Here is a 26,291-nt window from a genome sequence, read left to right on the forward strand (position 1 = left end):
AAGCCCCCCAGAGTCATTCTGGGGGGCTTTTTTACGTGGTTAGCACAATAGTCAGGTATTACTCAATTCCCTTCATGGGCTTATGATCAGGACTCTTGAAATACTGCATGGCAATCAGCGAGACGATCATGCCGCCCATAGCTCCTTGCAGGACAATAGCCAGGAAGGCGATGGTTACGGAAAGATCGAAGCCAAATAAGTCTTGTGCCATCGTCTGCTCCATAAAATCGTGCTTGATAGAGGAGTATAAAATAAAGAACAACCCAAATGCAACCGAAGCGACGAGCGCTGTTATGATGCCAGTGCCGAAACCTTGCAAATAAGGTAGCTTGTCGCCTTTCTGGCGCTTGAGGCGCGCAATAGCCAGACAAGAGCCAATAGCCAGAATACCAGCGTTCAAAAAGCTATATTCAATGCGCACAAAACCCAGCAGATTGGCAATCAGGAAGTAAGCCATCATCGCTACGCCTGTGAACAGGCCTATGCGAACTCCATTGTTTTCAGCAGTTAAACGAACGTCACCCATACAGGTTAGGGGAAAATGTGGGAAGGTGAATAAGTAAGGTAGAGGAACTGCCAGGGCGGCGATAGCTGTTAGCCAGTCGCCCAATGCAGGCATTTCCATTTGCTTTTTATACTCTTTTATCCGGTGGGATGTTGTGCAAGCCAACTATTTTTTTGGTTCACGACCCTTCAGGGGGCTTTTTCGCGAGCCAATTTGTTGAGTATGAGCAGTCCGCTGTCTTTCACTGGCTATCTATTTTGACTTCAATAGTAACTCGGACAGCAGTTGCGCGGGGCATTTTGCGTACTTTTGCGCGCCGAATTGTCCTTATTCCAAGGTTGGCCCCAATGATTTTCCGTTTTCCGCATCTCCACCTCTATGATTAGTACCTCCAATGTAAGCCTGCGCTATGGTAAGCGCATATTGTTTGAAGATGTTACCGTCAAGTTCATGCCGGGCAACGTGTATGGCCTCATTGGGGCCAATGGTGCTGGCAAATCCACGTTTCTAAAGATATTATCCGGCGAGATTGAGCCCAACACGGGCTCGGTGAATATGCCCGTTGGCGCCCGCCTCTCGGTGCTACGCCAGGATCAGTTTGCCTACGACCAATACCCCGTTCTCCAGACCGTGATTATGGGCCATACGCGCCTGTGGAAAGTGATGGAGGAAAAAGATACGCTCTATGCCAAGGCTGACTTCTCAGATGCCGACGGCGAGCGAGCCGCGCAGCTGGAAGGCGAGTTCGCGGACCTCGAAGGCTGGAACGCGGAGTACGAAGCCGCTGAATTGCTGTCGGGCCTGAGCATTGGCGAAGACAAGCACTACACGATGATGGCCGACCTGGGCGGCTCCGACAAAGTGCGGGTGCTGCTGGCGCAGGCCTTATTTGGCAACCCCGACGTGCTCCTGCTCGACGAGCCCACCAACGGCCTCGACGCCGAAACCGTGCTCTGGCTCGAAAACTTCCTCGACTCGTTTCAGAACACCGTGATTGTGGTCAGCCACGACCGTCACTTCCTCGATGCCGTGTGTAACTACATGGCCGACCTGGACTTCTCGAAACTCACGATGTATCCCGGCAACTATTCCTTCTGGTACGAAAGCTCCCAACTGGTGATGAAGCAGAAGCAGGATGCCAACAAGAAGACCGACGACAAGCGCAAAGAGCTGGAAGAGTTCGTGCGGCGCTTCTCGGCCAATGCGAGCAAAAGCAAGCAGGCTACCTCGCGCCAGAAGCTGCTGCAAAAGCTGACGTTGGAAGACATCAAGCCCAGCTCGCGCCGCTATCCGTATATCGCTTTCAAAGCGGATCGGGAGGCCGGCAACCAGCTGCTGACGGTAGAAAACCTGAGCAAGAAGGTAGACGGCCAGACGGTGTTTCGCAACGCTACCTTCTCGCTGGATAAAAAGGATAAAGTAGCCATCATCAGCCGCGACGACCGGGCACCTTCCCTCCTCTTCGATATTCTATTTGAGCAGGTCCGGCCGGATACGGGCAACTTTAATTGGGGCACTACTATTACGCCGTCCTACTTTCCGCGCGAAAATCACGAGTTCTTCGATACTGATCTGAACCTGGTGGACTGGCTTCGCCAGTACTCGACGGAGAAGGACGAAAGCTTTATTCGAGGCTTCCTGGGCCGTATGCTGTTCTCGGGCGAAGAGTCATTGAAGAAGTCGAACGTGCTGAGCGGGGGCGAAAAGGTGCGCTGCATGCTATCCAAAATGATGCTGGAGAGTGGCAACGTACTCGTGCTCGACGACCCGACGAACCACCTCGACCTGGAGAGCATCACGGCGCTCAACAACAGCCTTCGCGATTATACCGGCTCATTGCTGTTCGTATCCCACGACTTACAGTTTATTGAAACCATTGCCAATCGCATTATCGAGCTTACGCCCGACGGCATCATCGACCGGCGCATGAGCTACGAAGAGTACCTGGCCGATGAGACCATCAAGGCTCAACGCCAGCGCATGTACCAACTTGTGTCTTAAGCTCGTTGTAGCTACCTATGAAACGCACCCTGCTCTCTTGGGCCTTGGCTGGGGCCGCCCTTTTACTGGCTCCGGCCGCCGTTTTGGCCCAGACTGACACTACGGCGCGGCCCGCGCCGGCCAAGCCGCAGCTAAATACTGCCCCGCCGGCCGCGCCGGTACCTGCCACGCCGCCCCCCGCACCGCAGCGGGAGTACGAGGCGCGACCAGCCGTGCCAGTGCCTCCGCCACCGCCCGTAGACGAGCCCTTACCTACCCAGACTCGCCCTAACAGAGACAGCCCATCGGGGCTGGAGTTTCCGGCGGGGAGCCGGGCCTCGGAGCAGCCCAAGCCGCTGCGCAAGTACTTCCTGTACGCTAACTTTGGCCTCGGCTACAATGGCAGCCAAGCCTATGGCAGCCAGTTCAGCGCCAGCATAGCGCCTGCTATTGGCTACCGGATTAATGAACGACTAGCGGTGGGACCGGGCTTATCGTATGCTTTCAACAACTACTCGATACCTGACCGGTTCCGGCCTGCGGGCACGCCTTCCAGCTATCAGACCAATAATATTGGTTTGAAAGGCTTTGCTCAGTTCATCTTTTACAAAGACTTCTTTGTGCACGGTGAATATGAGGTAACCCGGGCGGAAGTTCTTTTTCAAGACCAGAACACGGGAGCCTTTTCCACCGGCAAAATCACCGTGAATACGCCTCTGGCAGGTCTGGGCTACCGCAGCCGCTTCAGCGACCGCGCCGCCGCCGACATTGTAGTGCTCTACAACTTCAATGATGGCCTCGATGACATCTATGGGCAGCCGGTTATTCGCTTCAGCTTCCTGTTTGATCTGAAGTAACCAAAATCACCCCCAGTGGGGCCAAAATACAAAAGAGCCGCTGTTCCGGATGGAACAGCGGCTCTTTTCGTTTTTTAGATACTTTTCAGTAAGTGGAGCAGCGCTAAAAAGCTACTCACGCGGGGCATTTAAACCGTGCCGCCCCGAACCAGGCGCAATACCACGGCGATGATGGCAATGACCAGCAAAATGTGAATCAGGTTGCCTAAGCCAAAGCTATTGAAGCCCAGGAAGCCGAGCAGCCAAATAATAACGAGGACGACGGCAATGATGTACAGGAGATTTCCCATGGTATTAGGGTTGAGGTGTAGGGTGAGGGAAAAACAAATCCATCGGGAGCTAGTTGATTGTGGTTAGGAAACCAATTAGCAAGCGATTTGGGGATTTGTACGCGGCGCTTTTCAAAAAAGATATATCTCAAAAGCGTAATTAATTTATCAGGACTTCTAAATATAGCCCAAAAGCCCCCTGATACGCTCTAACGGGCGTTTTCAGGTTGAGCTTATTTTTTTCAGAATGTACTTAAATGACCTTTTAGGTAGTTCATTATACCATCGGCGCGGATAGGTGCAGTTGGGGCTGGCGGCATTTCAGATTAGTTTTGCGCGCCGGCCCGCCGGCCTTTACTTCCATCTTCCCACCCACTTTTCTTTCTTATGCTCCACGTCGCCGTTATTGGCTCGGGTACTATGGGCAATGGCATTGCCCACGTTTTTGCCCAGCACGGATTCTCTGTAACGCTTATTGATATTTCGCAGCCGGCCCTGGATAAAGCCCTGAGCACTATTGGCAAAAACCTGGACCGCCAGGTGACCAAAGGCGGCCTCAGCGAAGACGACAAGACTGCTACCCTGGGCCGCATCACGACGCGCACCAGCATTGCCGAGGGTGTCACTAATGCGCAGCTCGTGGTAGAGGCCGCCACCGAAAACGTGGACCTGAAGCTGCAAATCTTCCGCGACCTCGACCTGTACGCGCCGCAGGGGGCAATTCTGGCTTCCAACACGTCTTCCATCTCCATCACTCGCATTGCCGCCGTCACCAGGCGCGCCGAGCAGGTGATTGGGATGCACTTCATGAACCCGGTGCCGGTGATGAAGCTCGTGGAGGTTATTCGCGGCTACGCCACTTCCGATGCCGTGACCGAGCAGGTAATGGACATTGCGCGCCAGCTTGGCAAAACGCCGACGGAGGTGAATGACTACCCCGGTTTCGTGGCCAACCGCATCCTGATGCCCATGATCAACGAGGCTATTTATAGCTTGTTTGAGGGCGTGGCCGGCGTGGAGGAAATCGACACGGTGATGAAACTGGGCATGGCTCACCCCATGGGCCCGTTGCAGCTCGCCGATTTCATTGGGCTGGATGTGTGCCTGGCTATCCTGCGGGTGCTGCACGATGGCCTGGGCAATCCCAAATATGCCCCCTGCCCGCTGCTGGTGAACATGGTGATGGCGGGCCGCCTGGGCGTGAAGTCAGGCGAGGGCTTCTACACCCACGCGCCCGGCAGCAAGGATTTGGTGGTAGCTTCCAGATTTCAGAAGTAATTTCTTCTTAGAAAAAGCCCCCCAGAAATATTCTGGGGGGCTTTTTTATATCTGAACTCAGTGGCCTCTGCGCCCTGCCTCTGCGTCTTCTGCGGGAACCGTCGTCTAACGGATTTAGCCCGCAGAGGGCGCTGAGGCAGGGCGCTGAGGCCGCTGAGTTGTTCTTTACCGATGACAGGTGAGGTTTTAAACTTTTCGGGCCCGAATTCCCTTTTTAGCGTAGAACAAATCTGCTAGCGGCTCCTGGGCTTTCACTCGACCCATAACCGTCAGCCCCTAACCTAGACCTACTTTTTATAATGGAACAAGCAACATTTGGCGCCGGCTGCTTCTGGTGCGTAGAGGCCGTTTTTCAGAAACTGGAAGGCGTGGACAAAGTCGTGTCGGGCTACACCGGCGGGCGCATCGCCAACCCTACCTACAAAGAAGTATGCAGTGGCCTTACGGGTCATAACGAGGTAACGCAGATTACCTTCGATCCGCAGAAAATAACCTTTGAAGAGCTGCTCGAAGTATTCTGGAAAACCCACGACCCCACGACCCTCAACCGCCAGGGCAACGACGTAGGCGACCAGTACCGCTCCGGTATTTACTACCACAACGAGGAGCAGAAGCGCCTGGCCGAAGAATACAAGCAGAAACTCAACGAAGCCCATGCTTTTCCCAAGCCCATCGTGACGGAAATCCTGCCCCTGGGCACGTTTTATCGGGCCGAAGATTATCATCAGAACTATTTCAACCTCAACGGCAGCCAGCCTTACTGCCAGTTTGTGGTAAAGCCAAAAGTGGATAAGGTGAAGGCTGTATTCGGCGAGAAGCTGAAGAAAGTCGCCTAAACCACGGATTACCCGATTTTTTCGGATCGCGCGGATTTCGTGAACGACTTCACGCAATGAAAAGCCCCCCAGAATTTTTCTGGGGGGCTTTTTGCACTCAAATAGTAGTTATTACTGCGCTTCTTTTCACGCCCGTGCTAGTACGCTACTCCCGCGCCGCAATGCTATACTTTTCGGCGTTACCACCTACGACCCCGAGGTCGCGCAACAGGCCACCACGAAGTAGAAAGCAGATGAAGTAAGCCCAATAAGGGTGGCCATTAAGATGCTGCCTTTTGAGCTACCAACTTTACTAAACGGTGATTTTCCTTTGAAAAGTCGGCCACGCCTACCAACTCTTCGTAGCGCATAATCTGGAAGCCGGCCGCGGCGTAGAGCGTCTTCAGCGCATCGGTCGCGAAACCGATTTCCTGGCCGGGTTTATTGTTGCGCACCTAGTTAATATCCGTATGAAAGTTCTCAAACACGAGTAGACCACCAGGTTTTATTGCTGTTTGTACTTGGGCTACGTGCGCCTCGTCATCGGCATAGCACAGCACAATGAGGTCCCATTGGTTGATGCCCCAATCGTACGTGTTCACGTCGTGTTCAATGGCAGTAAATTGAAACCCTAATTGTTCGGCCCGGTGCCGAGCAAAAACGAGAGCTTGGTCAGCAATGTCAATGCCCGTAACCTGCCAGCCTTGCTGAGCTAAGTATAAAGCATTGCGGCCCTCCCCCATGTTAATATCCAGAGCCCTACCGGCTTCGCGACCCTGAATGGCTTCCACCAGCAACGTATTGGGCTTATCGTTGAAGCGCGTACGGCGCCAAGTGGGATTGAGCAGAAAATGATTCCATAATTCGCGCTTTTGGGCCGGCGTAGCATTGGCCGGTGGGGGCAGATAGTTAGCGGCTGGCGGTTGCAAATCAAATTCTTGCATCACTAATTCAGGCTTATTGTTCCATCGCCTACACAGCTACGTTGTGCTCGCGCAAGGCGTTATTCAGCGAAGTTTTCAAATCTGTGCTGGGCTTGCGCTGCCCAATAATCAGGGCGCAGGGCACATGGAATTCGCCGGCCGGAAACTGCTTGGCATAGGAGCCAGGAATAACCACCGAGCGCGCCGGCACATGGCCGCGGTACTCCTTGGGCTCAGAGCCGGTTACGTCGATGATCCTGGTGCTGCCCGTGATGGTAACCCCCGCCCCTATCACAGCTTCCTTGCCGATGTGGCAGCCTTCCACCAGAATGCTGCGCGAGCCAATAAAGGCGCCATCTTCAATGATAACCGGCGCGGCCTGCACGGGCTCCAAAACGCCCCCCAGACCTACACCGCCGCTCAAATGCACATGCGCGCCCACTTGCGCGCAGGAGCCCACCGTCGCCCACGTATCCACCATCGTACCCTCGCCTACCCAGGCGCCAATGTTCACGTAGCTGGGCATCAGGATAACGCCGGGGGCCAAAAAGCTACCGTAGCGGGCCGTGGCGGGCGGCACCACGCGCACGCCCTGGGCTTCGTAGCCGGTTTTGAGGCGCATTTTGTCGCGGTACTCGAAGGGCTTCAGCTCCAGGGTTTCCATCTGTTGAATGGGGAAGTACAGGATGACGGCTTTTTTCACCCAATCATTCACCTGCCACTCGCCGTCAGCGGTGGGCTGGGCCACGCGCAGGCGACCTTTATCCAGGTCTTCGATTACGGCGTGAATGGCTTCGATGGTGGTGGTGTCGCGCAGCAGGTCGCGGTTGTCCCAAGCGGCTTCGATGGTAGCTTGCAGGTCGGTCATGAAAGGAGAAGAAGTAAGTTTCTAGCCAGCAAAACTACGTAATTAGGGTTTGTTGCCGGATATGGTAACACAAGCCCGCTGCTGACTATGTCCTGCGGCTTCAACGGGCCTGGCCAGGTTGAATAAAATCAATAGCACCTTTTTTGGCTAGAAACTGTCGGACGCCGCGGCGCGGGCAGTGGCCGGGCACAACCTAGTGAGGCAAAGAAATGGTGAACTCGGAGCCGTGGCCTTCCTGGCTTTCTACGGCCAGCCCACCGCCGTGGCCCTGGGCGATGATGTCGTAGCTCAAGGACAAGCCCAGGCCCGTGCCTTCGCCGGGCGGCTTCGTCGTAAAAAAGGGCTGGAAGATCTTCTCGCGCACCGCTTGGCTCATGCCCGTGCCGTTGTCCTGTACCCGAAGGTGCACCTGCCCCTCCACCTGCTGGGTCGAGACCCGCACCGTGGGCTGGTAGCCGGCCTCACCCTGTTGCTGGCGCTGGCGCACGGCGTAGAAGGCATTGGTAAACAGGTTGAGCAACACCCGGCCCACGTCCGGGCCGACCATGGTTACGGGCGTTAAGCCGATTGCGAAGTCCGTAGTCAGTTCCACGTTAAAGGATTTGTCTTTGGCCCGCAGGCCCTGGTAGGCCAGGCGCAAATACTCCTCGGTTAAGGCGTTCAGGTTGGTGGGGCGACGCTCGCCGGCGCTGGTTTGGCTGTGTTCGAGCATACCCTTGACGATGCCCGCCGCCCGCCGCCCGTGGTGACCGATTTTATCCAGGTTCTGGGTCAAGTCCTCGAATAGTTCCTCCTGCAAGGCCGCATCCGCTGCTACGCCTTTGGCCTGCTCCTCGCGCAGCTCCGCTACCAGCTCGCTGCTCAGGTCCGAGAAATTGGTGACGAAGTTCAGCGGGTTCTGAATCTCATGGGCAATACCGGCCGTCAACTCCCCGAGGCTGGCCATCTTCTCCTTCTGAATCAGCTGGGCCTGCGTGGCGCGCAAGTCTGTCAGGGAGCGTTGCAGCTGCTCGGTGCGCTGCTGCACTTGCTGCTCCAGCGTCTCATTCTGTGCGGCCAGCAACGCTTGCTTGTCCTGTTCCTGGGCTAGGGTCTGGGCCGAGAGGCGCTCCACCTCGCTCAGCTTGACTTGCAAGAGCTGGCTGTCCAGGGCAAACTCCCGGGCCAAGAACAGCGAAATGCCCAGCGCCCGCAACACCGAAGTCAGCATCAGCAGCAGATTCAGGAGTAGCCCGTTCGGGTATAAGACGATGACCCCGATACAAGCAAAGCCTGCCAACAGTTCACAGGCATAGCCCGCGCCGATGATACCGGCCCCGCGTTTGCCCTGTCGCATGGCCTGGGTGGTCATGCGCAACTGTTCCGCAGTGGTCAGTATCCCGAATCCGACCATGGCCAGTAACGCGGCCGGGTGATAGGGCGCTAGGATTAGCAGCACCACAAGCGCGCCATAGCCTACCCAAAAGGCGGCGTACAGTCGGCCGGGCCGAAGGGTAAACAAGGCATACAAGGCCCGCATGCTCCAGAGACCACTCATGATGCCCAGCGTGCGGGCCACCGTGAGCACACTCATGCCGAATACGGGCGCAGGAAAGTCCGACACGGAGTAGTAATAGTAGGTCAATGACCCCAAGAGCACGGTAAGGGCAAAGCCCGCAAAGTAGAGATTAGCGCGCTGGGCTGGGTTGTAGCGAAAGAAGGCCAAGTGCAATAGTGTCAGCAAAGCACTTATTCCTACTAGCACGAGGAAAGGGGCCACCGCGCCTTTCCTCCTCGCCTCGCCTTGCCAATACTGCGGGGGCGAGGACAGCCGCACGGCTAGTTGAGGACTGTAGCTGCTGCCGCGTAGCAGCGGCTGCCAGGGGGCGTAGCGCACGGCCAGCACCTGCTCGGCCCGTGCACTCTTAGGTAACACAACAGGTCCCGTCCAGCCTTGGGGCTGCACCTGCGCTGGGTTAGCATCCAGCGTGCCTTGGTGCGCGAGGAGTTGGCCGTTGAGGTAGATGTCGCAGGCCCCCAACAGTCGCGCGTTCACCACCAGTTCTTGCTGGCGCAGGCTGTCGGCGAGGCGAAAGTGCAGGCGCAGCCAGCTAATGCCGCTGCCCAAGGCCGCGGGCAGTTCCCGCCTCGGCCGGGTGGGGTTGATTGTGTCCCAAGCGCTGTCATTAAAGTCGGGCCGCGCCCACTGTGGATTGTCGCCCACCTGGTAGCGCCAGCCTTGCTTGAGTAGCAGGCCTTTTGCGGGCAGGCGAGAAACCTGGAGAATGGCCGTGTCGGCGGGCAACGGGGCGGCTGCGGCAGAGAGGAACAGCAGCCCGCAGGCCACCAGCAAGAGAAGGAAGCGCATAGTAGCAGAGATTACCACGCAGCGAGCTACTTCGCGTGGCTGAAATTGCGGAAAGATTCGGTTGGGCTTGACGCGAGCAAGCTAACTATTTACTTGCTGCTTATCAGCAGGATAAACAACTATATGCAGCCCTACGACGCGGTCGAAGGAAGATCGTATAAGTGAGCCAAAAGCGGGCAAAACGGCTCATAATCTCCATATTTGGGCAAGCGTTTGGTAGCTAGGCCTCTTTACCTTTGGCCGCTTATAGAAATGCCCCCCGTATTGATCATGAAAAAAATCAGCCTGTTCCTTTTCGGTATTAGTGCTCTACTAGCTGGTTGTCAGCCCAAAGCGGACACCTTTGCCGGTCGCATGTCGGTAGCCGAGACGCCGCAGGCGTTTCGGTACCGGCCGGGCCTGCCGCCGCGCGTGAGTGCTCACCGGGGCGGCGGCAACTACCCCGGCTACCCCGAAAACGCGGTGGAGTCCTTTGCCTACCTCGTCGGCCAGACGCCCACCATCATTGAGTGCGACATCGACCTGACCCGCGACAGTGTGCTGGTGCTCTTGCACGACAAAACCCTGGACCGCACCACCACCGGCACCGGTCCGCTCATTGCCAAATCCTGGGCCGAATGCCAGCAGTATTTCCTAGAAGACAACTTCGGTACCGCTACCACCTACCGCATCCCGACCCTGGAGCAGGCCCTGCGCTGGGGCAAAGACAAATGCCTCTTTACCCTGGATGTGAAGCGCGGCGTGCCTTTTCCGAAGGTAGTAGACATGATTCACCGCACCGACGCGGCCGATTACGCCGCCGTTATTACCTACAATGCGCCCGACGCGGGCACCGTGTACCGGCTGGACCCGCAGCTCATGATTTCGGTTTCGATTCGGGGCCAGGAAGACTATGAGCGTCTGCGCGCCGCCGGCGTACCCGACCAGAACATGCTGGCCTTCGTGGGCACCACCGAGCCCGATCCGGCCTTGTATCAGTTTCTCCACACCAAAGGCATTGCCTGCATTCTGGGCGTGTTCGGCAACCTCGACAAGCAGGCGGAAGCTCGCGGTGACGAGCAATACCGCACCTTCGTACAGGCCGGCGCCGATATCCTGGCCACCGACCGGCCCCTGGAAGCCGCCCAGGCTATTCGTTGATGCCCGCCTCCTCGTCGGTGGGTCGCGTGGTGGTGCTGGCCTCGGTGCTCAAACCCCTGAACGATACTCGCATGCTGGGCAAGTTTGCCCGCACCCTGGCCGCCTACCCCGACACCACGGTGCACGTAGCCGGCCGTCGCGCTCCGGCCCCGCAAAATGCCCCCCACAACCTAAAAACCCACGAACTTTTGGCTGGTTCGCGCCTGAGCTGGCAACGGCTATTAGCTCAATGGCGCTACTGGCAGCTCCTGCGCCGCCTCCGGACTACCCTTGTTTTCGTGCACGCCCCGGAGCTGCTGCCGCTCACTTTGTTGTGGCAAAAAATGACGCCTGGGGGGCTTTTTATCTATGATGTGCGCGAGAACTATGCTCTCAATATCCAGACGCAGTCCGTGTATCCATCCTGGATTCGTAATACGCTGGCTGGCCTCGTACGCCGGGTAGAAACCTGGGCGGCGCAGCAGGCTGCCGCTGTTGTGCTGGCTGAGCGCAGCTACGCCGATGAGCTGCCCTTTGGCCAATCGGAACGCACGGTCATTCTGGAAAACAAATATCAGCCTGCCTACGGTGAGACGCCCCAATTTGCCCCCCAGCCGCTCCCCCAGCCCGGCCAGGAGCTACGCCTGCTATATTCAGGCACCATTTCGGAACTAAACGGGGTGTTTGAAGCCATAGAGCTGACGCGCCAGCTACGGGTCATCTGGCCCCGGACCAAACTTACCATTATCGGGTTTTGTCAGCAATCAGCACTGCTCCAACGCTTACAAGAAGCCATAGCCGACAGCCAGGGGATACAGTTAATCGGGGGAAATACGCTGGTGCCACACGAGCAGATTGTGGATGCCATCCGCCAAAGCCACATGGGACTACTGCCCTACCGGCCCCACCCCAGCACCTGGCGCTGCCGCCCGACCAAGTTATTCGAGTATCTAGCTCACGGCCTGCCAGTGCTGATTCCACCCAATCCGCTCTGGGAAGCGCTGGTAAGTCAGCACGAGGCAGGTGCAGTCCTAGATTTTAAGCAGCTTACCGTGGCTACCGTGGCAGCGACAGTCAGGTCATTTGCCGGCCACCGGTTTTATCCGAATGGCATTCCAACGGAAGCTTTTTGGGACACCGAAGCTCAAAAGCTACGTCAGATGGTAGATTCTATCTGGTAACTGCTGACCTTTGCGCCCCGTTTATGGAACCGGGGCCTAAATTTTTTAACTTCGGCCCCTTTTTCTCCGTTCCTCGCCCAAAATCCCCCTTCTTATGACCACCCTCCGCCAAACCGAAATTGCCGGCGTCGGCCACTACGTACCCGATCGTGTGGTGAAGAACGCTGACCTCGAACAACTCATGGAAACCACCGACGCCTGGATTCAGGAGCGCACGGGCATTAAGGAGCGCCGTTGGTTCGAGGAAGGCAAGGACACTACCGCTAACATGGGTGCCCAGGCCGCCCGGCGCGCCCTGGAGCAAGCCGGCCTCCAGCCCGACGACGTGCAACTCATCGTTTTTGCCACCCTCTCCCCCGATTATATTTTCCCCGGCTCAGGCGTGCTCTTGCAGCGCGAGCTAGGCATCAAGGACAATATTCCGGCTTTGGACGTGCGCAATCAGTGCTCGGGCTTCGTCTATGCGCTCTCAGTGGGCGACCAGTTTATTCGCACCGGCATGTATGATACGGTGTTGGTAGTCGGTTCCGAAATTCACTCTTCTGGTTTGGACAAAAGTACCCGTGGTCGGGCCGTATCCGTCATTTTCGGCGATGGCGCCGGCGCGGTAGTGCTGCGCCCCTGCACGCGGGAAGGCCACGGCATTCTGAGCACCCACCTGCATGCCCAGGGCGAATTTGCCGAGGAGCTGATTGTGAAAGAGCCCGGCTCGAACCGCGAAGACCGGGTGCGGGTAGCCATGGAAAATCAGGAGGAAATGTACCCTTACATGAACGGCACCAACGTATTTAAGCACGCCGTGGTGCGCTTCCCCCAGGTTATTAACGAGGCGCTGACGCAGAACGGCTATCAGGCCTCCGACATCGACATGCTGATTCCGCACCAGGCCAACCTGCGCATCACGCAGTTCGTGCAGCAGAAGATGCAGCTGCCCGACAACAAAGTGTACAGCAATATCCAGCGCTACGGCAACACTACCGCCGCTTCGGTGCCTATAGCCTTGAGCGAGGCCGTGGGCGAAGGCAAAATCAAGCGCGGCGACCTGGTGTGCCTGGCCGCTTTCGGCAGTGGCTTCACCTGGGCCTCTGCCCTGATTCGCTGGTAAGCTGAGCTACGGCAAACAGGAAGCGGGAAACAGGTACTTTCCGCTTCCTGTTTGCTCATTTTGTACTTAGCCTAACGTTTCATTCTTCAATCAACCAAAGTGCCCAGTCACACCGAGGAAAATTATTTGAAGGCCATTTATAAGCTGTCGGAAGAGCAGCCCGGTGTGGAGGTGAGCACCAACCGCATTGCCGAAGTGCTGCAGACGCGCCCCGCCTCGGTGACGGATATGCTGCGCCGCCTCGGCGAAAAAGGATTGTTGCACTACGAGCGCTACCGCGGCGTATCGCTTACCCACGACGGGCGGCGCGTCGCACTGCTCACCATTCGCAAGCATCGACTCTGGGAGGTGTTTCTGGTCAATAAGCTCGGCTTCAACTGGGACGAGGTGCACGAGGTGGCCGAGGAAATGGAACACCTCCAGTCGCCTTTGCTCATGCGTCGCCTCGACGAGTTTCTGAGCTTCCCCCAGCTCGACCCGCACGGCGACCCTATTCCAGCCGAAGACGGCGCGATTGTTCGGCCGCAGCATCGCCTCGTTTCAGACTTGCAGCCCGGCGAGGAAGGCACCGTTATGGCCGTCAAAAACACTTCTGTACCTTTCCTCCGGTACCTCGACAAAGCTGGCCTGAGCCTGGGCGCGAAAATTGAAGTACTGGACAAAATAGCATTTGATAACTCGCTGGAAATCAGAATAAACGACAACAAGGTAACACTAATTTCCCATGAGATAAGCTGCAATTTATTTGTAGCTGATTAACGTGCATGCTTGTTAAGAGCCGGCACTGCGTGCGGCACCTAGCGTATTCGCGAACAGGCCAACCAACGGTAATGCCGCCTGCGCTATCCGGCATCAGACTGCGCGAAGCAGCGCTGTAATTTTGCCCCCCAGTATCCCCAATTATGCTGTTGCCCCCTGCCCTTTCCGATACTATTATTGCCTTGTCTACACCGCCGGGTGCCGGTGCTATAGCGGTCATTCGCCTCTCCGGCCCCGAGGCATTCGCCCTTACCGACGGCTTATTTCGCGGCAAGAATCTCGCTGGCCAGCCTAGTCACACCCTGCATTATGGCACCCTTCGTGAGGCCGATGGCCGCATTCTGGATGAAGTAGTCGTATCCTTATTCCGGGGGCCAAATTCCTACACCCGCGAAGATGTAGTTGAGATAAGCTGCCACGGCTCCGACTACATTGTGCAGCAGGTGCTGGCCGCTTTCACACGGCGCGGCGCCCGCTTTGCCGAAGCCGGCGAGTTCACCAAGCGCGCCTTCCTGCACGGCGCCTTCGACCTGGCTCAGGCCGAGGCCGTCGCCGACCTGATTGCCGCCGATTCGGCTTTGTCGCACCAGGTAGCCATGCAGCAGATGCGGGGGGGCTTTTCGCGGGAGCTGCGCGACCTGCGCGCCCGGCTTGTGCAGTTTGCGGCCCTGCTGGAGCTGGAGCTGGACTTTGGTGAAGAAGATGTAGAGTTTGCAGACCGCACCGGCTTAGTAGCTTTACTGGAAGAAGTGCAGGCGCTAGTACGCCGCTTGCTCCATTCATTTGAGTTAGGCAACGTTATTAAAAACGGGGTTATCACCGTCATTGCCGGCCGTCCCAACGCAGGCAAATCTACCCTGCTCAATGCCTTACTGAATGAAGACCGAGCCATCGTATCAGCGGTGGCCGGCACCACCCGCGACTTAATTGAAGATGAAGTCAGCATTGAGGGTATTCGTTTCCGATTCGTGGACACGGCCGGCCTGCGCGAAACCACTGACGAGGTAGAATCCATCGGAGTAGAGCGCACTCGCCAGCGCGTACGGCAAGCCGCCCTACTGCTTTATCTATTTGATTTAACGACCAATACGCCTGGCAATGTTCAAGCAGAAATTGAAGCGCTGAATCCTGGGGGGCAAATTCCGATGCTAGCTGTTGGCAACAAACGCGACGTGGCTTCCGAGGCTCAGCTGCAGGCTTTCAGTACCCAGCCCAATACCCTACTGATTGCGGCTAACCCCGGCGAAGGACTTGAGGAGCTGCGCGCTGATTTGCTGGCCCGCGCCCGCGGCAACGGCCTCGACCAAACGGGCGCGGCAACCATCGTTACTAATTTGCGCCATGCCCGCAGTCTCGAAAAAACCAACGCGGCGCTGGACGCTGTTTTAATGGGGCTGGCTACCGGCGTGGGCACCGAATTGGTAGCCGCCGATCTGCGGCAGGCTTTGGCGGCGCTGGGTGAGATTACGGGCGAAATATCCTCAGATGATTTATTAACCAGCATTTTCACCCAATTCTGTATCGGAAAGTAGCCGACTATTTCCGCGCTTTTCGATTCCAGGATCATGAATCAAATAAAACGGCGTCTGGGGACCAAATTCCCCGTTTTGGACCGAACAACATAAGTCGCCGAGTTGTAGTATAGTGTTCAAACATCGATTATCCTTTCCAGCTTGCTAGTTATTCTTTAGTTTCGCCCCGCAACCACCCTCTAATCCACGCTTATGGCAGAGTCTGCTGAACTTATCCTCGACGGTAAATCCATTTCTTTACCCGTCATTGAAGGCACCGAGAACGAAAAAGCATTTGATATTGGCAAACTGCGTGACCAGACGGGTTACGTAACCCTCGATTCAGGCTACAAGAACACCGGCGCCACCAAGAGCGCCATCACCTTCCTCGATGGTGAAGAAGGCATTCTGCGCTACCGTGGCTATCCTATTGACCAGCTAGCCGAGAAATCCAACTTCCTGGAAGTGGCTTATCTGCTGATTTATGGCTCATTACCTACTCAAACTGAGTTGGACACGTTCGCTCACCAGATCACGAATCATACCTTGGTGCACGAAGACGTGCGCAAGATATTTGATGGTTTTCCCTCGACTGCCCACCCCATGGGCATCCTCTCTAGCTTGATTTGTTCGCTCACTGCTTTTTACCCAAAAAGCCTTGATCCCAACCAGAGCCCCGAGGAAACGAACTTGAATATTTTTCGTCTGATCGCGAAAATATCGACAATTGCGGCTTGGTCGTACAAAAATTCGGTAGGCCACCCGCTCAATTACCCCCGCAACGACCTCGACTACTGCTCGAACTTCCTGTACATGATGTTCGCCTTCCCAACCGAGAAGTACGAAATCAATCCGGTGGTCGTCAGTGCTCTCAACAAGCTGCTCATTCTGCACGCCGACCACGAGCAGAACTGCTCTACCTCCACTGTACGCTTGGTAGGCTCGGCTAATGCTAGCTTATATGGCTCGGTTTCGGCTGGGGTGAACGCACTGTGGGGCCCGCTGCATGGCGGAGCCAACCAAGAAGTAATGGAAATGCTGGAAGCTATTCAGCAGGATGGCGGCAACACTCAGAAGTGGGTAGATAAAGCCAAGGATAAGGATGATTCGTTCCGTCTGATGGGCTTTGGTCACCGCGTGTATAAGAACTTCGATCCACGCGCCAAAATCATCAAGAAGGCCGCCGATGATGTACTCAAGGCCCTCGGCATCGATGACCCATTGCTCAAAATCGCGCAGGAACTGGAACAGGCAGCCCTCACCGATCCTTATTTCGTGGAGCGCAAGCTTTACCCGAACGTTGACTTCTACTCCGGTATCATCTACCGCGCCATCGGCATCCCGACGGAGATGTTCACGGTGCTCTTCGCGATGGGCCGCCTGCCCGGCTGGATTGCCCAGTGGAAAGAGATGCGTGAGAACAAAGAGCCCATCGGTCGTCCCCGCCAGATTTACACCGGCGAGTTAGAACGCGATTACGTAGGTATCGAGCAGCGCTAGTCGCTCCGATTCCGGTTAGCTGCACAAAAAAGCCCCCCAGATATCTCTGGGGGGCTTTTTTGTGGTTTATACTTTCACCAAGCTATTAGACCGCTGGAAAGCTTTACTTCGCGGCCGTCATCGTGGCTTTCGCCTGGTTATACGCTACCATCTGACGAGGCCACAGAATGGCAGCCAGATCCCACTCATAGTGCGACTGCACTTCCGCCAAATACTGATCAAGCGCGGCAGGATCCGACGACAGGCGTGTCTTGGCCTCCTGCATCTCAGCGAGCATCTGGAGGTTCAAGCGCTTGATCTTCACATACTGTCCTTCATCAAGGCGTACTTTCTGAGCCATCTGACGGGTAAGCTGCGTTGCGCGCGCATTCAGTGAGGTTCCATTGTCAGCCACCGCGCTGAACGATAGCGCAGACGCCAAGCTGATCATGACAAAAACCAGAGTATAGATTCTTTTCATAAAAGGAGGGATTTGAGAAAGTGAAAAGAGAACGGTTAGTTACTACTATTCTACCATTGGCCTAAGCGCGGAATATTGGCTACTAGCCCGACGGTTATTAGAACACCTAAATATAATCGGATTTAAATTAAAATCAACACATTTTATTGATTAATTGCTATTTAGTTTATTTTATTAGGATTTTAGTAACTATATCTGGTGTTTTGAGAATCAATTAATAAATGCTCTTTATCCTATTATTCCGCTTCCTACTACCTGCAAGGGCAATAAACAGCCCACCAAGGGTGGGCTGTTTATTGCTGAAGAAATAGCCTAAAAACAAGATCAGTTAGAGCCGTTCATCAACGCGGTCATGCTGCTGCGCGACTGCTGATACATCACAAACTGATTGGAGCGCATTACTCGGGCAAGCGCTACGTCGTACTCAATCTGAACTTCGGCCATTTTCTGATCGAGGCTCAACGGGTCGGCAGCATAGCGCGCTTTCAAAGCGTCTATATCGGCAAGCATTTTCACATTGAGCTGCTTCACTTTTAGGTATTGTCCCTCATCCAGTCGTGCCTTATTAGCAATGGCCCGGGTAAGTACAGTAGCCCTAGCTTGACTAGCCGTCGATTCATCGGCAGTTGATGCGTGTGAAGAGACAGCCGAAAGACACAGGACTAAACAAGCAAAATAATATACTTTTTTCATAAGGTTAAGTAAGTGAAGTGAAAGTGGAAAAGGAATATTTGACGTGTCTTGAGCAATATCAGTGCTACTCCAGACAGCTGGTAGCTCTAACATCACGTCTCAAATGTATATGGAAATATTTAAAAAAAACATAATTTTTAGTACTATTCTATTTAATAGCTTTCACTACATGTAGCTAAAACATTCATTAGCAATTCCTTAATCAGGATATCAAAAAGAAGCACTACAACACAAAAAACCCTAAATTTTATATAAGTCAGGGCATGTTTTGAATTATTACTGCTTAACGCGCTAGAGTATTCTAAACTCTATCCGTCTGTTCTGCTGACGATGACTGTCAGAATCATTCGGCTGTAGCGGTTTAGTTTCACCATAGCCTTTAAAGCGAAGGCGGCTAGACTTTACCTCATTTTCCACTAAATAATTATAGACCGATTTCGCCCTATTTTGTGATAAAACCATGTTATCGCTATCAGCACCTACATCATCCGTATGGCCCGAAATTTCTACTTGAATATCCTTATACTGACGCATGAATTGAATCAACCGGTTAAGCTCGGTACGCGATTTGGGCTTGAGGTCGTATTGATTCGTGTCGAAAAACAAGTTGTTAAGCACGATGCTGCGGCCAGCGCGCACGGGCTCCAGATAAATATCAAGGGTAAGCGGATCGAAGCGCCGCTTGTCGGTATAATCAAAGCTTAAGCTTTTCATTAGATACTTATCAGCAACGGCGTACATCGCGTATTGCCGCCCTTCGTTAAGCACCACGGTGTAGTCACCCGACTCTGAGTCTGATGTCACGTACTGCACCAGCTCATCGGTTTGCAGGTCGTATAGCTGCACATCAGCCCGGAGCGGTTTTTTGGTAGTCGCGTCGAATACGCGGCCCTGAGTATATGTGCTGGTTTCACGGGCGCGCACTTCTGCCGGCACCTCAAACCCGAACAGCTCCACCGGCCGGTCGCGCTCCTGCTTTACACCCGGCTCAGTGGCGCGGGAGCGGGAGCAAAAGCCGCGACGATTGTCGGAAGTGATGAAGAGAGACGCTTCATTTTCGAAGGTGTTTAGTGGGTAGCCCAGGTTGTGAGGCTCGCTCCAACGGCCGGCAGCCTGCATCTCACAGCGGTAGACATCCAAGCCCCCCATGCCAATGAGGCCATCGGTAACGTAATACAGCGTGGTGCCGCTGGCATGAATGAAAGGTGCCATATCCTTACCGGGCGTGTTTACCGGCTGCCCTACGTTCCGGGCTATGCTCCACGAATCATCAGGCTGCAGAGTAGTCACATATATATCCTCCTGGCCTTGCCCGCCGCGACGGGTGGAGGTGAAATACAGCGTGCGCCCGTCGGCCGAAAGCGTAGGCTGTGAATCCCACTCGGGCGAGTTCACGTTGCGGCCCAGGTTCTGGGGCTTACTCCAGTTGTTGCCAGTTCGGCGCGAGATATATAAATCGCAGCTGCCTACGGAACCAGGTCGGTCGCAGGAGGTGAAAACCAGCGTTTTGCCATCGCCCGAAATAGAGCTGGCACCTTCATTATAAGGAGTATTGATAAGCGGAGAAATAGAAACTGGTTGGCCAAAAGATCCATCATCATTACGTTTGGCGATAAAGAGGTTTTCATCACTGGTTTCCTCAGCGGTAGGCCGGATGGTATACAGCAGAAAACGATTATCGGCGGTCAGCGCCGGAAAGTACTGAAACCTATAGGTATTCAGGGGCTCTCCCAGCCGCTCCGGTGTCATACCTACCGGATTAGCCATTGCCTTTATAGCAAAATCACAGTTTTTAAGCTGGTGCTGGGCCCTAGCCAGGTTTTTCTGACTCTTGGGGGCCAATTTTAGGTATGTCTTATAACTGGTGGAAGCCGTTTGGTAATCACCAAAAGTCATAGCTAATTCCCCCAGGGTGTAGTAGTCGGCGGAGCGCGTGGGGCTGGGGGGCAATTTTGCCAGGCCAGCCCGGTAAGCCTCGAAAGCGGCCTGGTTCTCCCCCATTGCCTTAAGTAATGAGCCCTTCAAGACAAACGGCTCACCCTGGGATGGAAACTTATCGTTGAGAATCGAAAGCGTTTCGAGGGCCTTCGTAAAATCTCGCTCTTTGGCTTGCTCCTGGGCTTTTTCAAACAGGTGGCGGGCCTTCGTATTCGTCGTAGAGAGTTTGGCTTGCGCCACCGCAACGGCCGAAGGTAGGATGGTACCTACTAACAGCATCAACAGCACGAAAACAGGTAGCAAACGGCGCATAAGCAGAAGCGGAAAGCTACGGTATATCGAGGTACTTATGCGTCTGTAACGACACCTGCCACCGCGGATTTTGCTTCACATAGTCCACGATAAGTGGCGTCATTTGTGGGGCCCGGCTCCACTCAGGTTGCAGGTACAGGCGGGTGTGAGCCCCCACTTGCGCGGCGTGTTCTTCAGCCCATACAAAGTCACTCTTGTTGAACACGACTACCTTCAATTCATGCGCCAAGTGTAGCACGGAAGGCAAAGGTGCCTTAAATTTCTTGGGTGAAACACAGATCCAGTCCCAATCGCCGGTAAGCGGGTAAGCGCCAGAGGTTTCGAGCCAGCTCTGGCAGCCAGCTGCTTTCAGAGCAGTCGTGAGTTGGGTCAAGTCGTGCATGAGCGGCTCGCCGCCCGTGACTACTACGTTACGGCCGGGGTGAGCCGTAACGGCCGCCACCATATCCGCAAGGGCTACGCGTGGGTGCTGACTGGCATCCCACGACTCTTTTACATCGCACCAATGACAGCCCACATCGCAGCCACCCAAGCGAATAAAATAAGCAGCTCGGCCCGTATTATACCCCTCCCCTTGAATGGTATAAAACTGCTCCATCAGGGGCAGCGCGGCAGTTGAGGATGCTACCGGCATGGATCCGGCCATAACGGGAATTGTGTGCAGCAAAACAGTAAAATATGGTAAAATAAAAAGTAAGCCAGAAACGCGGCCCGGATGTGCAAACGCTGTTGCGCTGGCCATCCGTTCCGCGTACCCATTTTTAAAAGTAGTACAACTACCCGAATTTTAAAAGCTTTATTTCGCTAAAATAGGATTCTACCGGGCGTATATTTCTCCCTTGGCTGCGCGTAAGGTATTGAGTAGCAGCATAGCAATAGTCATAGGGCCCACCCCGCCCGGTACGGGGGTGATATAGGATGATTTGGGTGCCACGCCCGCGAAATCCACGTCGCCCTTGAGCGTAAAGCCCGACTTCTTGCTGGCATCGGCCACGCGGGTGGTGCCCACATCGATTACGATGGCGCCGGGCCGCACCATGTCGGCCGTCACGAATTCAGGCCGGCCGATAGCAGCTACTACGATGTCGGCGGTACGCGTAATCTCAGCCAGATTACGCGTGCGCGAATGGCATAAAGTCACGGTACAGTTACCCGTATCTAAATTCTTGGCCAGCAGAATACTAACCGGCGTACCTACTATATTGCTACGCCCGATCACCACGCAGTGCTGCCCACTGGTTTCGATACCGTAGCGGCTGAGCAGCTCCACGATGCCCGAGGGCGTGGCGGGCAGCAGGGCCGGCAGCCCGGCCACCATCCGCCCGATGTTCATCGGGTGGAAGCCGTCCACGTCCTTTTCCGGCCGGATGGTTTCAATAACCTTATCGGCCGAGATGTGGGCCGGCAGCGGCAGCTGTACGATGAAGCCGTCGATGCTCGCGTCCTGGTTTAGCTCTTCCACCTTAGCCAGCAGCTCGGCCTCCGAAATGTCATCCTCGTAGCGCAGCAGCGTGGACCCGAAGCCGACTCGCTCGCAGGCCAGCACCTTGTTGCGCACGTAGGTCTCGGAGCCGCCGTCGTGGCCTACCAGAATGGCGGCCAAGTGGGGTATTTTGCCTCCCAGAGCCTTTATTTTTTCAACCTCGGCGGCAATCTCTACTTTGATTTCCTCGGCGGTTTTTTTGCCGTCGATGAGTTGGTAGCTCGTAGCTTCGGGGGCAGTGGTCATGCGGGTAGCAGCGGGTTTATTCGGAAGAAACAGTGGTGGGTTTACGAGCCTCTTTATGGGCGGCAATGGCAGCGGCACCGGACTCCTGGAGAGCTTTTTCCATAGCAGGCCAATCGTCGCGCCACCGGAACTTGCGCTCTTGTCCTTTGATGATTTTGTCTAGCTGTACTTCGGTCGTACAGTTGTCGGTGAGTTTGTTAGCCATTGGTTTAATGTAATCATACAACGGCTTGTCAGGAAGTGTATGAGGTGAAAAAGGTAGGACAAGCACAAAAAAAACGCGCCCTAAGAGGCGCGTCTCACTCTTTAATCTATCTTTAAAACTGCCAGGAAGGCTTCCTGCGGGATCTCCACCGAACCGACGGAGCGCATCCTCTTTTTACCTTCTTTCTGCTTTTCGAGCAGCTTACGCTTACGCGAGATGTCGCCGCCGTAGCACTTGGCGATTACGTTTTTGCGCAGGGCCTTCACCGATTCGCGGGCAATAATTTTCTGGCCAATACTAGCCTGAATGGCGATATCGAACATTTGGCGGGGCAGCAGCTCGCGGAGCTTCTCACAGAGGCGGCGGCCCCAGTCGTAGCTCTTGGAGCGGTGCACGATGGCTGAGAGCGCATCTACCCGCTCGCCGTTCAGCATAATGTCCAGCTTCACCATGTCGGCTTCGCGGAAGCCGATCAGCTCGTAGTCGAGCGAGGCGTAGCCGCGGGATATGGTTTTGAGCTTGTCGAAAAAGTCGAACACGATTTCCGACAGCGGCAGCTCAAAGGTCATCTCCACCCGCTCGGAGGTCAGGTACGACTGACCCTTAATAATACCGCGCTTCTCCATGCAAAGCGTGATAATCGGTCCCACGTAGTCGGCGGCCGTAATAATCTGCGCCTTGATGTAGGGCTCCTCAATGAGCTTAATCAGGTTGGGCTCCGGCATTTCGGAGGGCGCGTTGATGGTCAGCAGCTGATCCTTGGTGCCGATGGCGTGAAACTGCACCGAGGGCACGGTGGTAATCACGGTCATGTTGAACTCGCGCTCCAGGCGCTCCTGCACGATTTCCATGTGCAGCATGCCCAGGAAGCCGCAGCGAAAGCCGAAGCCCAGAGCTACCGACGTTTCGGGCTCCCACACCAGCGAGGCATCATTAAGCTGGAGCTTTTCCATGCACGAGCGCAACTCCTCATACTCGGTCGTGTCCACGGGGTAGATGCCCGCGAATACCATCGGCTTCACGTCAGCGAAGCCTTGGATGGCTTCCTTGGTGGGTCTGGCAACGTGGGTAATGGTGTCGCCTACTTTTACTTCGCGGGCTTCCTTGATGCCCGAAATCAGGTAGCCAACGTTGCCGGCACCCATTTCGAGACGGGGCTCCTGGTTTAGACCCAAAATACCGATTTCGTCGGCGCCGTATTCCTTGCCGGTGGCCATGAAGCGCAGCTTGTCGCCCTTACGCATGGTGCCGTTCTTGATGCGAAACAGCACCTCGATGCCCCGGTAGGAATTGAAAACCGAATCAAAGATCAGGGCTTGCAGCGGAGCTTCCGGGTCACCTTTGGGGGGCGAAATCCGGTCGCAGATGGCGTTCAGAATGGCTTCAATGCCGATACCGGATTTGCCGGAAGCCGGGATAATATCTGCCCGGTCGCAGCCGATCAGGTCTACGATTTCGTCGCTTACCTCTTCGGGCATGGCGTGAGGCAGGTCAATCTTGTTGAGCACCGGAATGATTTCCAGATCGGCCCCGATAGCCAAGTACAGGTTGGAAATCGTCTGGGCCTCAATACCTTGTGAGGAATCAACGATAAGCAGCGCGCCTTCGCAGGCGGCAATGCTGCGGCTTACTTCGTAGCTAAAATCGACGTGGCCGGGCGTATCAATGAGGTTGAGCGTGTACACGTCCCCCTTGTAGGGGTACTGCATCTGGATGGCGTGGCTCTTGATGGTGATGCCCCGCTCCCGCTCCAGGTCCATGTTGTCGAGCAGCTGGGCCTGCATATCGCGCTTCGAAACGGTGCTGGTGAATTCGAGCAGGCGGTCGGCCAGGGTGCTTTTACCGTGGTCGATGTGGGCGATGATGCAGAAATTGCGGATATGCTTCACTGGCAGGGATTTTTACGAGTACAAAGGTAGGCAAGAAGGGCCGGAAAAGCTATCTGAGGCCAGCGCTGGTCTGGACAGCGCTCCTAAAACCGGTACTCATGCGGACAACAGCCAGGCCGTGCTAATCCCGCTGGCACAAGGCCAGCGGCTTTCCCTGCAATCCTCTCATTTAACACCGGCATCATCTCAACCTGATCAGTACAACAAGAAAAGCGGGGCGAAATTCTGTTTTTGCCCGTAGTATACTGATTACATCTTTTCACCCCAATCCTCTCTTATATGAGCATTACCCTTAAGCAAGCCCAGCGAGCCCTCACCGCCGCCCACGAGTCAGCCGTGCAGCACAACGTGAAAATGAACATCGCCATCGTGGATAGCGGCGCCAACCTGGTGACCTTTCTGCGCATGGACGACGCCTGGCTCGGTTCGCTCGACATCTCGATTAAGAAAGCCAAAACGGCCCGCTTCTTCGACATGAACACCGGAGAAATCGGCAAGCTGGCCCAGCCCGGTGGTCCGCTCTACAACATTGAGCACTCCAACGGCGGCCTGATTACCTTCCCCGGCGGTATTCCGATTAAAAACGATCAAGGAGCTACTATCGGAGCTATTGGCGTATCCGGCGACACCGTAGAGAATGACCATACCGTGGCTCAGGCCGGCGCCGACGCCGTGCATGCTGTAAAGGAATAACCCCAGTTCACCCAATAAAACCAGTAAAAAAGCCCCCCAGAGTATGCATTTCTTTTGTTGGGGGGCTTTTTACTGGTTGTTCACTGACCACAAACGGCGCGGAGTAAGTAGCACCTACCCTCCAAAACCAAACCTCTCTTATTATGGCAGACAATCGCGGCGTCGTGTACCTGGGGCCGGGCAAAGTCGAAGTGCAAAGCATTGACTTTCCTGAGCTGAAGAACCCCAAGGGACGCAACATCACCCACGGGGTGATTCTCAAAGTAGTATCCACCAATATCTGCGGCTCCGACCAGCACATGGTGCGCGGCCGGACCACGGCCCCGGCCGGCCTGGTGCTGGGCCATGAAATCACGGGCGAGGTCATTGAGGCCGGAGCCGACGTGGAGTTTTTGAAGAAGGGCGACCTAGTATCCGTGCCTTTCAACGTAGCCTGCGGACGCTGCCGCACCTGCAAAGAGATGAAAACCGGCATCTGCCTGACCGTAAATGAAGGCCGGGCCGGCGGCGCCTACGGCTACGTGGACATGGGCGGCTGGGTCGGTGGGCAGGCCGAGTACGTGATGGTGCCCTACGCCGATTTCAACCTGCTCAAGTTTCCGAATAAGGATCAGGCCATGGAGAAAATCCGCGACCTGACCATGCTGAGCGACATTTTCCCGACCGGTTTCCACGGGGCCGTAAAGGCTGGTGTGGGGCCGGGTGCCACTGTTTATATAGCTGGCGCCGGCCCGGTAGGCTTGGCCGCCGCCGCTTCGGCCCAGCTGCTGGGTGCGGCCGTGGTTATCGTGGGCGACATGAACAAGGCCCGCCTGGCTCATGCCCGCTCTTTCGGCTGCGAAACCGTAGATCTAACTCTCGACGCCACCCTCACTGAGCAAATTACCCAGATTCTGGGCGTGCCCGAAATTGACTGCGCCGTCGATTGCGTGGGCTTCGAGGCCAGCGGCCACGGCTCCGACTCGAAGAAGGAAGTGCCCGCCGCCGTGCTCAACTCCCTCATGGAAATCACCCGCGCGGGCGGCTCCATCGGCATTCCGGGCCTTTATGTGACCGAGGACCCCGGCGCCGAGGACAAAGCCGCGCAGAAAGGCAGCCTTTCTATTCGCTTCGGCCTGGGCTGGGCCAAAAGTCACTCCTTCCACACGGGTCAAACGCCCGTGATGAGCTACAACCGCCAGCTTATGCAGGCCATTCTGTACGACAAAGTGCAGATTGCCAAAGCCGTAAATGCGGAGATTATCACCCTCGACCAGGCCCCGGAAGGCTACGCCGAGTTTGATAGCGGCGTGGCCAAGAAGTTTGTCATCAACCCGCACAACATGATTCCGGCGTAGGTTTTTGGTTGGAATAAA

Annotated in this window: 25 protein-coding genes; 12 read left to right on the plus strand and 13 right to left on the minus strand. The window is 55.5% G+C overall.

Annotation, left to right across the window (positions count from 1 at the left end):
• Positions 1–58 precede the first annotated feature (58 nt).
• Entirely contained in the window at positions 59–625 is a 567-nt protein-coding gene (locus B9A24_RS18480) for a DUF4199 domain-containing protein (protein ID WP_084447499.1), read from the minus strand.
• A gap of 258 nt (positions 626–883) precedes the next feature.
• On the opposite strand from B9A24_RS18480, the gene B9A24_RS18485 reads away from it, so the two are divergent.
• Positions 884–2,506, plus strand: a complete 1,623-nt coding sequence (locus tag B9A24_RS18485; protein ID WP_084447500.1) for an ABC-F family ATP-binding cassette domain-containing protein — start codon at positions 884–886, stop codon at positions 2,504–2,506.
• Between the two features lie 17 nt (positions 2,507–2,523).
• Positions 2,524–3,342 carry a hypothetical protein gene (locus B9A24_RS22135; protein WP_084447501.1) on the plus strand — a complete coding sequence of 273 codons (819 nt, stop codon included), beginning with the start codon at positions 2,524–2,526 and terminating at the stop codon, positions 3,340–3,342.
• A gap of 128 nt (positions 3,343–3,470) precedes the next feature.
• Here B9A24_RS22135 and B9A24_RS21825 read toward each other — a convergent pair whose 3' ends face one another.
• Entirely contained in the window at positions 3,471–3,632 is a 162-nt protein-coding gene (locus B9A24_RS21825; protein ID WP_143435048.1) for a lmo0937 family membrane protein, read from the minus strand.
• A 366-nt stretch (positions 3,633–3,998) separates the two neighbouring features.
• On the opposite strand from B9A24_RS21825, the gene B9A24_RS18495 reads away from it, so the two are divergent.
• Both B9A24_RS18495 and msrA read left to right on the plus strand, forming a co-directional pair.
• On the plus strand, positions 3,999–4,889 hold the full coding sequence (locus B9A24_RS18495) for a 3-hydroxybutyryl-CoA dehydrogenase (RefSeq protein ID WP_084447502.1): 891 nt from the start codon (positions 3,999–4,001) through the stop codon (positions 4,887–4,889).
• Between the two features lie 299 nt (positions 4,890–5,188).
• Positions 5,189–5,725: a peptide-methionine (S)-S-oxide reductase MsrA gene (gene msrA / locus B9A24_RS18500; RefSeq protein WP_084447503.1), complete on the plus strand. Its 537-nt coding sequence runs from the start codon at positions 5,189–5,191 to the stop codon at positions 5,723–5,725.
• Between the two features lie 260 nt (positions 5,726–5,985).
• Here the strand turns inward: msrA and B9A24_RS22140 are convergent, their stop codons facing one another.
• The 4 genes from B9A24_RS22140 to B9A24_RS22840 form a co-directional block, all read right to left on the minus strand.
• Positions 5,986–6,159, minus strand: coding sequence for a hypothetical protein (locus B9A24_RS22140; protein WP_159452104.1), 174 nt, complete (start codon positions 6,157–6,159; stop codon positions 5,986–5,988).
• Complete coding sequence (locus B9A24_RS18505) at positions 6,160–6,648, minus strand: class I SAM-dependent methyltransferase (RefSeq protein ID WP_084447504.1); 489 nt, start codon at positions 6,646–6,648, stop codon at positions 6,160–6,162.
• Positions 6,649–6,676: 28 nt separating this feature from the next.
• The gene (locus B9A24_RS18510; protein WP_084447505.1) at positions 6,677–7,495 is read right to left on the minus strand and encodes a 2,3,4,5-tetrahydropyridine-2,6-dicarboxylate N-succinyltransferase; all 819 of its coding nucleotides are present in this window, start codon (positions 7,493–7,495) and stop codon (positions 6,677–6,679) included.
• 193 nt (positions 7,496–7,688) lie between these two features.
• Entirely contained in the window at positions 7,689–9,842 is a 2,154-nt protein-coding gene (locus B9A24_RS22840) for an ATP-binding protein (RefSeq protein WP_084447506.1), read from the minus strand.
• 270 nt (positions 9,843–10,112) lie between these two features.
• On the opposite strand from B9A24_RS22840, the gene B9A24_RS18520 reads away from it, so the two are divergent.
• The 6 genes from B9A24_RS18520 (at position 10,113) to B9A24_RS18545 (ending at position 17,017) form a co-directional block, all read left to right on the plus strand.
• Positions 10,113–10,982, plus strand: a complete 870-nt coding sequence (locus B9A24_RS18520; RefSeq protein WP_084447521.1) for a glycerophosphodiester phosphodiesterase family protein — start codon at positions 10,113–10,115, stop codon at positions 10,980–10,982.
• On the plus strand, positions 10,982–12,142 hold the full coding sequence (locus tag B9A24_RS18525) for a glycosyltransferase family protein (protein ID WP_084447507.1): 1,161 nt from the start codon (positions 10,982–10,984) through the stop codon (positions 12,140–12,142). Before B9A24_RS18520 ends, B9A24_RS18525 begins: the two co-directional genes overlap by 1 nt.
• Before the next feature lie 94 nt (positions 12,143–12,236).
• Positions 12,237–13,247, plus strand: a complete 1,011-nt coding sequence (locus tag B9A24_RS18530; RefSeq protein ID WP_084447508.1) for a 3-oxoacyl-ACP synthase III family protein — start codon at positions 12,237–12,239, stop codon at positions 13,245–13,247.
• A gap of 99 nt (positions 13,248–13,346) precedes the next feature.
• On the plus strand, positions 13,347–14,006 hold the full coding sequence (locus B9A24_RS18535) for a metal-dependent transcriptional regulator (protein WP_084447509.1): 660 nt from the start codon (positions 13,347–13,349) through the stop codon (positions 14,004–14,006).
• Between the two features lie 143 nt (positions 14,007–14,149).
• Positions 14,150–15,538 carry a tRNA uridine-5-carboxymethylaminomethyl(34) synthesis GTPase MnmE gene (mnmE, locus tag B9A24_RS18540; protein ID WP_084447510.1) on the plus strand — a complete coding sequence of 463 codons (1,389 nt, stop codon included), beginning with the start codon at positions 14,150–14,152 and terminating at the stop codon, positions 15,536–15,538.
• Positions 15,539–15,730: 192 nt separating this feature from the next.
• On the plus strand, positions 15,731–17,017 hold the full coding sequence (locus tag B9A24_RS18545) for a citrate synthase (protein WP_084447511.1): 1,287 nt from the start codon (positions 15,731–15,733) through the stop codon (positions 17,015–17,017).
• A gap of 103 nt (positions 17,018–17,120) precedes the next feature.
• Here the strand turns inward: B9A24_RS18545 and B9A24_RS18550 are convergent, their stop codons facing one another.
• The 7 genes from B9A24_RS18550 to lepA all read right to left on the minus strand — a co-directional run bounded on the left by B9A24_RS18550 (position 17,121) and on the right by lepA (position 24,243).
• Positions 17,121–17,357: a hypothetical protein gene (locus B9A24_RS18550; RefSeq protein ID WP_143435050.1), complete on the minus strand. Its 237-nt coding sequence runs from the start codon at positions 17,355–17,357 to the stop codon at positions 17,121–17,123.
• 444 nt (positions 17,358–17,801) lie between these two features.
• Positions 17,802–18,170 (minus strand): hypothetical protein, encoded by a 369-nt coding sequence (locus B9A24_RS21830; RefSeq protein ID WP_143435051.1) that lies wholly within the window; start codon positions 18,168–18,170, stop codon positions 17,802–17,804.
• 291 nt (positions 18,171–18,461) lie between these two features.
• Complete coding sequence (locus tag B9A24_RS18560) at positions 18,462–20,420, minus strand: OmpA family protein (RefSeq protein WP_084447514.1); 1,959 nt, start codon at positions 20,418–20,420, stop codon at positions 18,462–18,464.
• Between the two features lie 16 nt (positions 20,421–20,436).
• Entirely contained in the window at positions 20,437–21,066 is a 630-nt protein-coding gene (locus tag B9A24_RS18565; RefSeq protein ID WP_084447515.1) for a 7-carboxy-7-deazaguanine synthase QueE, read from the minus strand.
• A 171-nt stretch (positions 21,067–21,237) separates the two neighbouring features.
• Positions 21,238–22,149 carry a bifunctional 5,10-methylenetetrahydrofolate dehydrogenase/5,10-methenyltetrahydrofolate cyclohydrolase gene (locus tag B9A24_RS18570; protein ID WP_084447516.1) on the minus strand — a complete coding sequence of 304 codons (912 nt, stop codon included), beginning with the start codon at positions 22,147–22,149 and terminating at the stop codon, positions 21,238–21,240.
• Positions 22,150–22,165: 16 nt separating this feature from the next.
• Positions 22,166–22,354, minus strand: coding sequence for a hypothetical protein (locus B9A24_RS18575; protein ID WP_084447517.1), 189 nt, complete (start codon positions 22,352–22,354; stop codon positions 22,166–22,168).
• 101 nt (positions 22,355–22,455) lie between these two features.
• Positions 22,456–24,243 (minus strand): translation elongation factor 4, encoded by a 1,788-nt coding sequence (lepA, locus tag B9A24_RS18580; RefSeq protein ID WP_084447518.1) that lies wholly within the window; start codon positions 24,241–24,243, stop codon positions 22,456–22,458.
• A 279-nt stretch (positions 24,244–24,522) separates the two neighbouring features.
• Here lepA and B9A24_RS18585 point away from each other — a divergent pair, with 279 nt between their 5' ends.
• Together B9A24_RS18585 and fdhA are read left to right on the plus strand one after the other, a co-directional pair.
• The gene (locus tag B9A24_RS18585) at positions 24,523–24,936 is read left to right on the plus strand and encodes a GlcG/HbpS family heme-binding protein (protein WP_084447519.1); all 414 of its coding nucleotides are present in this window, start codon (positions 24,523–24,525) and stop codon (positions 24,934–24,936) included.
• Positions 24,937–25,079: 143 nt separating this feature from the next.
• Complete coding sequence (gene fdhA, locus B9A24_RS18590) at positions 25,080–26,273, plus strand: formaldehyde dehydrogenase, glutathione-independent (RefSeq protein WP_084447520.1); 1,194 nt, start codon at positions 25,080–25,082, stop codon at positions 26,271–26,273.
• Positions 26,274–26,291: the final 18 nt, after the last annotated feature.

The organism is Hymenobacter roseosalivarius DSM 11622 (assembly GCF_900176135.1).
Lineage (GTDB): Bacteria > Bacteroidota > Bacteroidia > Cytophagales > Hymenobacteraceae > Hymenobacter > Hymenobacter roseosalivarius.